Raw genomic sequence first — 9,194 nt, forward strand, 5'->3', positions numbered from 1 at the left:
GTGGACAAGGTGGAGCGCCCTACCGGACGAACGACCTTGTCCCCGACCGGGGAGGCTGGACGGTCTACGACTGCCCGACGAGGAGATTCGCTCCACCGGTTCCGGTTGATCGCTTGTTGCCCTCGGGTTTGTCGACGGCGGATGGCAGTGGTGAGGCATCCCGAGTGCTCTACTGACGGCATGGCAGAAGATCAACGCTGGAGCGAGTGGCAGCGTGCGAACCGCATGCTGCTCGTGGAGGAGCTAAGGGGCGGCGGTTGCTACTGGCTCGTTCCGCAACCCCCAGTATTCATTCAGGCAGGCGAGCGCTACCGCACCGAGCCAAGCGGACTAAGGATCGAGCACGGCGACGGGAGCCGGACCGTCCACCCGGGGAACTGGGAAACGCGGCTCACGGCGTGGACGCTGGAGGGCGACCCGCCGTAGGGCCAGTGGCCGGCGTGCCATCTGCGTGCCAGTAGCCGCGGCCGCCGGCGGTCACGAGCGGGATCAACGGGTCCACACACCCAGCGCCGTATGCAGGCGTTCTGGGCATCTCACGGCCATGAACCTCGATCTTCCAAACTGACGCTCCGAACCGCGCAGTCCGCATCTAGGGCCTGTTTCATAAGAACTGGCCGGCCTGCGGCGGGCCCGGACGACGACCGGCGGCGTTGCGGTTTCGTCCGGATACAACACCGGTATCCGGACGAAACCGCGCCTTGCCGGATCGCCGCCCGGACTCCGCCTCGGCTCGACCGCCCTTATGAAACAGGCCCTAGTCCGCAAGAGGCCGACCGACAGCGGGGAGTGGTGGGAGATGTCGAGAAGGGTTTCCGCTGCTAGACGCCCATCTGCCCAGGTCGGCGGGGCGGGTATTTTGATCTCATAATCGCTCGGTCACCGGTTCGAGTCCCGCCCGCCCCAGCAGCACAACACTGGTTCGCCGATCTTCCGTAGTGCTACTCGTGGTGCGAGCGCTACGGTCGGCCCCAACGCCCCCACCCGATGGCGCAATTACCGCCTGCCTCGGTCGGCCGCCGCTGCAACGGCATCCGCGCCGAGGTCTCGGACCTGAACACAACCCGCGCGTCGTCCACTGGCACCCGCCGGCCCCGCCGTGCCGTCACCGCGTGCCGCCCTTGGCTGCGTCCAACAACGTGGCCAACCGGTAGCGCAACACCCGGACCTGCCCGATCGACAACACCACACGGTCAGACGCCGTGCCGTCGGTGGCCGTCAACGCCACCACCGGTTCCACCGCCGGGTGGATTACCTGCACCAGACCGACGGTCAGGATCGACGCCTCGGGTCGGTTGGTGTCGACGTCCGAGATCCGTGACCGGTGCTCGCCGCGCCGCACGCACCCGTCCCGGTCACACCACCGGGGGTGACGGTCCGGGGCCGCCAACATGCCAGTGGGGAACACGTGGACGTTGCCGCATCCTCGGGTGACCGCCCGCCCTGAGACCGGGGCGACGGACGCCGTGAACCCAGCCGATGCGATCGCACGAGTCGCCGGATCGGGGTGGGTGGGGCAGACGTAGGCCACCGCGTCTAACGACCCGCGGTCCGCCGCGCCGCTGTAAACCTCGATTCGGTGGGTCGCTCGTTCTCCGCAGTCCTTCAGGGTGAAAGGTAGATCCCGCATGGGTCGCACCTCCGATGTGCGATCAAGTCCCCCGGTGAGCGTGCGCAGCGCGAACCGAGGGATGTCGATCAACGCTGCCAACTCACTACGGTATTCGACTTGGCCTTACCTGTAAACAGACAAGTTGGCCTACTGTACCCCCCAGCATGGTTGGCCTGTGCCGTTGCGGGCGAAGATGGCCAAGTGGATCTCGACGGGGCTATGCGTGCGCTGAAGGCCGCCGAGGAGGCGTTGCCACAGGCAGACGAACATGCCGTGCAGGCCGCCCGGCAGATCAAGGCCGACGCCCGTGCCCGGGTCGAGACCGCGCGAACCGAGCTGCACCGCGCCATGGTCGCGGAGTACCGGGCTGGCGCGCGACAGGTGGACCTAGTCAAGCGGACCGGCTACAGCCGTGAGCGCGTCCGCCAGATCCTGCGGGCCGCCGGCATCGGGGCAGAGTAGGTTCCGGCCGGACCAGACTGACCGTCGTGTGGGAGACCGGAGCAGGCCTGACTGGCCTGTTCCGGATCAAGCCGAGAGACCTGGTGCTCCGACGACCCTACGACGCGACAGACGGGGCCGACCGGGCTCCTCCTTGCGTCAAGCGTCTCCCGCCTGCCGGTTGCGCTCAACAGCTCAAACTCCGCGTTTCGAGCGGCACGAGAGGTACCAGCAGTTCCTCCGGAACGCGACGCAGACTGTCAGATTTACGGGATGGACCAATCGAACATCCGCACCGGCAGGAGTACCAGAACGACGGTCGCGGCGACGGCGAGCAGAACGCGCACGGTGCGAAGACCTCGCCACCACGGGATGATCCAGAGCAGCAACCACATGGCACCCGAGATCGCCAGATGCGTGCCGATCACCCCGAGGCTCGTCTCCTCGCACATGTTGTCGGCCACGGCCTTCTTGCACAGGGCCGGCGGGCCGTTGTGGTCCCCGAAGTTTCCCAACACGCCGACGATGCCGGCCAACACTGGAGCCGCCACGAGGGTGAACAGCGGCGTCACCAACCATCCGGCGAGGTCCCGGCGCCGGTTCGCTAGCCGTTCCACTCGCGAAACGGTACAGCCGGGTAGGCGGGTGGCGCAGCCCGTGAGATCAGCTGGGCGGTACGCGGACCGCCTCCGGCGAGGTGTGCCGTGACGGCGAGCCGTACTCCAATGCGGGCGGAGTCCCGACCGGGACCGCTCACCAGCACGACCAGCCCGCGGAACTCGGTCAGGAAGGCACGAGCCGGAGCGTGCATGGCAAAGCCCTCCGGGGCGAGCCCTTGCTTCCGCTCGCCGACGTCCACCCGGCGGCGTGGCGTCCAACCCGCCATCCCGAGTATCTGAGCCGCGCGGTCCGGCAGCGGGCGGTCGTCCCCCCGCATCACCGCACCTCCCTCAGGTCGAACGCGTTGCGCTGGGCCCTCGGGTGGTGGACCAGGCCGCCGATTCTGGCCACGATGCCGTCTCGGGTCTGTGTCGCGGTGGCGAAGACGGCTGACGGACGACCGAGCGCGTCGCCCTGGTGGACTTCAATGTCGCTGGTGCGGGATGTGTCGAGCAGGTGGGCGGCGAGGCAGCCGACGCTGTTGGCGTTGACGATGTCTTCGTCGACACCGATCGCGGGGGCGAACATGCGGGCGCTGGCTGGTCCCGCGGTCGGCGCGAGCACGTAGGCGAAGCAGCCGAGATAGCCGAGCCGGCGACACTCGGCTGCCAGCCGGGCCAAATCGGGCCGCATTGCTGACAGCGTCCGGCGTTCTCGGACACGGACGAGAAGCCGGGGCGTGCCGGGCGAGGCGACCCGCAGGTCGTCGGCGACGATGTCGCTCGGCGTCAGACCGAGGGCCGCGATGATGGCGCTGCTGGCAGGGTCGGTGCTGTCCGACAGCGTGATGATGCCTTGTTCGAACCAGACCTCGATGCCGTCGCGCCGGCGGGTGGCGGTCACGGCGACGAGTCGGTTGCCGGTGCTCTGGAGGCCGTGGTGCTGGGTGCCGCCGGCACGGTGCAGCAGGACGGCCAGCGCGGCGATGGTGCCGTGGCCGCAGTTCTGGAGTTCTCCCTCGGTGGTGAAGAACCGTACGCGGGGCAGGGCCTCGCTGCTGCTGTCGACGAATGCGGTGTGGGAGGTGCCGACCGTCGATGCGACAGCGCGCCGTTCGTCGTCGGTGCGGGTGGCGTCGTCGATCACGACCGCGGTAGGGCTACCGCCTCGTCCGTCGCGAGTGCAGGCATCCACCACGATCAACCCCATGGGGCAACTCCCAGATGATCCGGAGGTTCCAGCGGCGCCCGAACAGGTCGAGGGCGGCCAGCAGTGGCCTCTCGATGCTTCGATTCCCGACACGGTAACCAGTAGCCGGGACAGCGCCGGGCACGACCGTCGGGAGCGGCTCGGTGGGACCCCTCGATCCGGCCGCGCGGCGTAGCGTCGAATCCGTGGCGAGCCGTTCGTAGTACAGACAGGAGGCGGTCGGAGGAGACCGCCGGGACGAGGGAGTCGTGTTATGCCGCGGTACCTGATCTCGTTCAACGAGGGCGCGATGGACCACATCCCCGCCGAGGACTGGCCCGACGTGGGCAAGGCCTCGCACGCGGTGGTCGAGGAGGCCGTGAACGCTGGCGTGTGGGTGTTCGGCGCCGGACTGGAGAGGCAGCAGGCGAGCATCGTGGCCACGGACGGAACGGTCACCGACGGTCCCTACCCGGAGACCAGGGAGGTCGTCGGCGGTTTCGCGGTCGTCGACGTGGCCACGCGCGGGGACGCGCTGGCGTGGGCTGCCAAGGTCGCGGCCTCGTGCCGTTGCGCGCAGGACGTCCGGGAGCTCATGCCCGATCCCGAGACGGACGAGATGATCCGCCAGGCCGCCAGTCGGGGGTGACGACGGCCCGACGGGGTCTGATCGAGGACCCGCGGGACCCGCTACGACGGCACGTCAGGCGACACCCGCAACGGCCCGTACACCGGGCAGATCCGGCGTCGTGTCCATTGCGCGACGAACAGATCGAGCCTGCGGGCTGCGGATTTAGCCTGATTCGGTGATGTCGATGGCTTGCGCGGGCGTACGCGTCCGGCTGCTCGGCCCGGTGGAGGTGGTCGCCGCCGACGGCCCGCAGGCGGTGAACGGGTTGCGCCGCAAGGCGGTACTGGCGACGTTGGCGCTGCACGCGGGCCGGGTCGTGAGCGTCGACCGGCTCATCGACGTGGTCTGGGGCGAGCGCCTGCCGGCCACCGCGGAGAACACGCTCCAGCGCCACGTCTCCTACCTGCGCGGGGTGCTCGGCGAGCCCGGATCGATCGTGGCGCGTCGACCCGGTTATGTGCTCAACACCGGGCCGCAGTCCACGGACGTCCAGGTCGCCGAGCACCTCCTGGAACTGGCCCGCCGCGCGACGGACCGGGCGGAACAGGTGGCCCACCTCACGGAGGCGGTGGCACTGTGGCGCGGACCGCCGCTGGCCGACGTGGCCGGGTCCGCCTGGCTCGAGGAGCAGGCGGACCACCTGGCACGCCTGCGGTTGGAGGCCGAACGAGCGCTCGCCGAGGCCCGGCTGTCGGTCGGCGAGCATGCTCGGCTCGTCCCCGGGTTGGAACGGCTCGTCCGGCAGCATCCCTTCGACGAGCACCTGCACGCGCAGCTGATGCTCGCCCTGTACCGGGACGGCCGACAGGGCGAAGCGGTCACCACGTACCGGCGGTTGCGCGACGCCCTGCGGGACAACCTCGGCATCGACCCCAGTCCGCGGCTACGGGATCTGGAGCGCGCCATCCTGCGCCAGGACACCGCGATCGCCGCGCCCGCCCCGACGCCGACGGCACGGCCGGTGGCGGTGGCGGCGCAGCTGCCTCCTCCCGTACCGACATTCACCGGGCGCGAGGCGGAACTCGCCGCCCTGGACGCGCTCGTCGACCGGGGCGGCGCCGTGGTGGTGTCCGGCACCGCGGGCGTCGGCAAGACCGCGCTCGCCGTGCACTGGGCGCACCGCGCGGCCGAGCGCTTCCCCGACGGCCAGCTCTACGTCAACCTGCGTGGCTTCGACCCGGCGGCCACTCCGACCGAACCGGCGCGAGCGCTGCACGGATTTCTGGAGGCGCTCGGCGTTGCGGCGGCGCGGATGCCCAGCGAACCGGACCTGATGGTGAGCTTGTACCGCACGGCGGTGGCCGGCAAGCGTCTGCTGGTGGTGTTGGACAACGCGCGCGACGCGGAACAGGTCCGACCGCTGCTGCCCGGCTCACCCGACTGCTTCGCGATCATCACCAGCCGGGACCAGCTCACCCCGCTGGTCGTCACCGAGAGCGCCCAACCGGTGATCCTCGACCTGCTGAGTCCTGACGAGGCCCGCCACCTGCTGGTCCGCCGGCTCGGGGCGCACCAGGTCGCCGCCGAACCCGCCGCGGCCGACGACATCGCCGACCGCTGCGCGCGGCTGCCCCTCGCGCTGGCCATCGTCGCGGCCCGAGCCGCCACCAACCGGCGGCTCTCACTGGCCGCGGTCGCCGGTGAGCTGGGCGACCTGAACGCCTTCCACGGAGGCGACGAGGCCACCGACGTCCGGACGGTGTTCTCCTGGTCGTGCCGAACGCTCAGCCCGCCCGCGGTCTGGCTGTTCCGGCTGCTGAGCCTGCATCCCGGCCCGGACGTGTCCGCCCCGGCCGTGGCCAGCCTCGCCGGCGTCACCCCGGCGGCGACCGGTCCGCTGCTCACCGAGCTGACCCGGGCGAACCTCCTCACCGAGCACACCCACGGGCGGTACGCGTTCCACGACCTGCTGCGCGCGTACGCCGCCAGCCTCGCCGACGACGCGGAGTCACCGGCCGACCGACAGGACGCCGTGCACCGGTTGCTGGACCACTGCCTGCGCACGGCACACGCCGCGGACCTCGCACTGCACCCGCACTTCAGCGAGATCAGCCTTCCGCCGCCCCGGCCCGGCGTGACGGCGGAGTACCCCAGGAACAAGTCGGCCGCCACGGCGTGGTTCACCGCCGAGGTCCCCGTTCTGCTCGCCGCCGTACCGCTCGCCGCGCGGTCCGGGTTCGAGGGACACGCCTGGCGGCTCGCCTGGGCCATGGCCGGCTTCCTGCACCGGCAGGGGCACTGGCAGGACTGGCTCGGCACGCAGCGGATCGCTCTCGCCGCCGCGTCCCGCATCGGCGACCAGGCCGGGCAGGCCCATGCCCACCGCAGCCTCGGTCTCGCCTGCTCCCGGCTCCGGCGGTACGACGAGGCGGACGACCACCTGCGGCGCGCGCTCGACCTGTTCACCGAGGTCGGCGACGACGCCGGGCGGGCACACACCTGCCTCAACCTCGGTCAGCTGGCCGAGCGGCAGGGGCAGCACCACCAGGCGCTCAGCCACTCCCGGCGGGCGCTGACGCTGTTCCGGCGGGCTGGGAACCGGGCCGGGCAGGGGTACACCCTCAACGCGGTCGGTTGGCAGGAAGGGCTGCTCGGCAACTACCACAGTGCCCTCACGTCGTGCGGCGAGGCGCTGCGGATGTTGCAGGAGGTGGACGACGTGCAGGGACAGGCCGACACGTGGGACAGCCTCGGCCACGCCCATCACCAGCTTGGGGACGACCGACGGGCGGTCGCCTGCTACGAGCACGCCCTCGAACTCTTCGCGCAGGTCCACGACCGGTACGCGGTGGCGAGCACGTACGTCAATCTGGGCGGCAGCCACCGGGCGCTCGCCGACCTGGGTGCCGCCCGTGCCGCGTGGCGCCGCGCCCTGAGCATCCTCGACGACCTCGGCGACGCCGACGCCGACTCGCTGCGCGCCGACCTCGAACAGCTCGACGTCACCCGGCTGTCCTGACGCCCCGCGCTTTCAGCGCCGTTTCCGGGCCGTTTCAGCCCGGCCCGGCACTCTTCGGGCACCAGTTTCCCTCGCCAGGAATGGAGCATTCGATGAGTCGCTTGGCACGCAACCTCGCGGTGGTGGGGGTGGTCGGCGCGATGGTGCTGGCCACGTCCTCCGCAGCCGTGGCCCAGACCGACAAGCCGCCGACCAGAGGCACCGACTGTGTGGTCCAGTACCTCGACGACCGCGGCGGGATCGCCCGCACCGAGACCGAACCGGAGGGTCGGGAGCACGGTCAGTTCCGCTGCGTCGCCGCGCAGTGGACATTCGCCTGGGACCCGTTCGGGGCGGACGACATGATCATGGTCGACGAGATCTGGATCGATCCGTCCGGCGCTGTCACGGCCCGGCGGTTCACCGGTCCCGCGCTCGGCAACGACCTCACACTGGGCGAGATCGCCGCCATCACCCAGGCCGTCACCGGCAGCGGGAAGGTGCTGATCGACCGCGCGATCGTGGCGATCGACGACGGCAAGGAGCGGACCCCGGAGCAGGTCCAGGCGCTGCTCGCCGGCAAGGACACCACCGGCGTACGGGTGCTGGGCACCATCGACAAGCCGGATCCCGCCAAGTCGACGAAGGACATCATCGACGAGGCCGGCGGCACGCCCGAGTCCACCGTCGTCTACTTCAGCATCTTGGGCGCGATCAAGTCCGCGCTCGCGTGGGTCGCGGACACGATCCACGACATCGGTGAGTGGATGGAAGAGCACTGCACCTGGGGGCCCTCTCCCACCGGCCTGGGTGTGGTGATCACGTGTGGCTGGTAGCCCGTACGACTCCGCCGACAGCGGTCACCGAGATGAGGACGCCATGAGAGCTCTGCGGGACATCGCCAAGCGTGCCACCGTCGTCACCGCGGCACTCGTCGTCGGGCTGGTGGCCTCGTACGCGCCGTCGCACGCCGCCGAGGACACGGCCAGGACGACGGTCACCGACCAGCCCGGTGCTCCGGGGATGATGCTGCGGCAGTTCGAGGACCTGACCGGTCAGCCCGTCGGTGATCTGGACACGGTGCTGGCCGTCGACGCCGGAGGCCGGGATCTCACCGCCGACCAGCTCGCGGCGCTCGTCGCCGGCGAGAAGGTCGACGGCGTCACGGTCGTGGGCGCGATGCCGGGCGGCCGGGAGATCCTCGGCACGACGATGGCCGACCTGGCCGACGGCGTGTACGACGGCAGGGGTGACAGCGGGACAGCGACAGCCCTGCTGTTCGCCTCGTCGGTGCCGGGGGGCCGGGAGTGGTGCCTGACCATGTGCATGGCCTCGGGCAAGTCCTACTGGGAGTGCATCCAGTCGCGCCGGGGCGACCAGACCTTCACCCTCGATCTCGGCGGCGACACCACGGTGGGCGGGATGAAGGCTGCCTTCGAGAAGGCCAACGGCGTCGCCGCCGACGGCCCGTACGCCGTGGACACCTTGACCGGCGACCGCGAGCCCTCGGCGCAGGAGATCGAGACGCTGCTCGACGGCAAGGACGTCGACCCGCTGCGCCGGGTGGCGAGCGTGGCGGGGCCGGACGCCGGGTGGGCGCTGGGCGACATCGCCGAGAAGTCGGGCGTGCCGTACCTGAAGACGAGGATCCACATCTTCACCCTCGGGCTGCCCATTCTCGGGAAGGTCGTCGTGGTCTGCGTCTCGCACAACGACGGAAAGACCTGGAAGTGCTCGGCCCGCCCGTGGAGTGGGTTCTAGCGGTCGATGAAGCCGCTCCGCGT

9 protein-coding genes are annotated in these 9,194 nt (G+C 70.5%); 5 read left to right on the plus strand and 4 right to left on the minus strand.

The annotated features are described in order from the left end of the window. Positions 1–1,105: 1,105 nt before the first annotated feature. Positions 1,106–1,342: a hypothetical protein gene (locus tag AB0J68_RS19455; protein ID WP_363939748.1), complete on the minus strand. Its 237-nt coding sequence runs from the start codon at positions 1,340–1,342 to the stop codon at positions 1,106–1,108. Between the two features lie 471 nt (positions 1,343–1,813). Between AB0J68_RS19455 and AB0J68_RS19460 the strand changes: the two genes are divergently transcribed. After that, positions 1,814–2,074, plus strand: a complete 261-nt coding sequence (locus AB0J68_RS19460; protein ID WP_355064098.1) for a hypothetical protein — start codon at positions 1,814–1,816, stop codon at positions 2,072–2,074. A gap of 245 nt (positions 2,075–2,319) precedes the next feature. On the opposite strand, the gene AB0J68_RS19465 is transcribed toward AB0J68_RS19460, so the two are convergent. From AB0J68_RS19465 to AB0J68_RS19475, 3 genes are read right to left on the minus strand one after another with little or no spacing between them, the layout of a single operon-like run. Beyond that, positions 2,320–2,625 (minus strand): hypothetical protein, encoded by a 306-nt coding sequence (locus tag AB0J68_RS19465; RefSeq protein WP_363939750.1) that lies wholly within the window; start codon positions 2,623–2,625, stop codon positions 2,320–2,322. 32 nt (positions 2,626–2,657) lie between these two features. Continuing rightward, positions 2,658–2,990 (minus strand): SUKH-3 domain-containing protein, encoded by a 333-nt coding sequence (locus tag AB0J68_RS19470; RefSeq protein ID WP_363939752.1) that lies wholly within the window; start codon positions 2,988–2,990, stop codon positions 2,658–2,660. Beyond that, on the minus strand, positions 2,990–3,862 hold the full coding sequence (locus AB0J68_RS19475) for a PhzF family phenazine biosynthesis protein (RefSeq protein ID WP_363939754.1): 873 nt from the start codon (positions 3,860–3,862) through the stop codon (positions 2,990–2,992). Before AB0J68_RS19475 ends, AB0J68_RS19470 begins: the two co-directional genes overlap by 1 nt. 253 nt (positions 3,863–4,115) lie before the next feature. Here AB0J68_RS19475 and AB0J68_RS19480 point away from each other — a divergent pair, with 253 nt between their 5' ends. The 4 genes from AB0J68_RS19480 (at position 4,116) to AB0J68_RS19495 (ending at position 9,171) form a co-directional block, all read left to right on the plus strand. Further along, the gene (locus tag AB0J68_RS19480; RefSeq protein WP_354856308.1) at positions 4,116–4,490 is read left to right on the plus strand and encodes a YciI family protein; all 375 of its coding nucleotides are present in this window, start codon (positions 4,116–4,118) and stop codon (positions 4,488–4,490) included. A 160-nt stretch (positions 4,491–4,650) separates the two neighbouring features. Then, positions 4,651–7,431: a BTAD domain-containing putative transcriptional regulator gene (locus AB0J68_RS19485; RefSeq protein WP_363939760.1), complete on the plus strand. Its 2,781-nt coding sequence runs from the start codon at positions 4,651–4,653 to the stop codon at positions 7,429–7,431. A 92-nt stretch (positions 7,432–7,523) separates the two neighbouring features. Then, complete coding sequence (locus AB0J68_RS19490) at positions 7,524–8,246, plus strand: hypothetical protein (RefSeq protein ID WP_363939756.1); 723 nt, start codon at positions 7,524–7,526, stop codon at positions 8,244–8,246. A gap of 43 nt (positions 8,247–8,289) precedes the next feature. Next, the gene (locus tag AB0J68_RS19495; protein WP_363939758.1) at positions 8,290–9,171 is read left to right on the plus strand and encodes a hypothetical protein; all 882 of its coding nucleotides are present in this window, start codon (positions 8,290–8,292) and stop codon (positions 9,169–9,171) included. Positions 9,172–9,194 lie beyond the last annotated feature (23 nt).

It is taken from the genome of Micromonospora sp. NPDC049580 (genome assembly GCF_040675595.1).
In the GTDB taxonomy this organism is placed as follows: domain Bacteria; phylum Actinomycetota; class Actinomycetes; order Mycobacteriales; family Micromonosporaceae; genus Micromonospora.

Excerpts from the sequence above, each read along its gene's own strand:
- AB0J68_RS19490 (WP_363939756.1), top strand. The coding sequence starts at position 7,524 with ATGAGTCGCTTGGCACGCAACCTCGCGGTGGTGGGGGTGGTCGGCGCG.
- AB0J68_RS19485 (WP_363939760.1), top strand. The coding sequence starts at position 4,651 with ATGTCGATGGCTTGCGCGGGCGTACGCGTCCGGCTGCTCGGCCCGGTG.
- AB0J68_RS19470 (WP_363939752.1), bottom strand. The coding sequence starts at position 2,990 with ATGCGGGGGGACGACCGCCCGCTGCCGGACCGCGCGGCTCAGATACTC.
- AB0J68_RS19495 (WP_363939758.1), top strand. The coding sequence starts at position 8,290 with ATGAGAGCTCTGCGGGACATCGCCAAGCGTGCCACCGTCGTCACCGCG.
- AB0J68_RS19475 (WP_363939754.1), bottom strand. The coding sequence starts at position 3,862 with ATGGGGTTGATCGTGGTGGATGCCTGCACTCGCGACGGACGAGGCGGT.
- AB0J68_RS19480 (WP_354856308.1), top strand. The coding sequence starts at position 4,116 with ATGCCGCGGTACCTGATCTCGTTCAACGAGGGCGCGATGGACCACATC.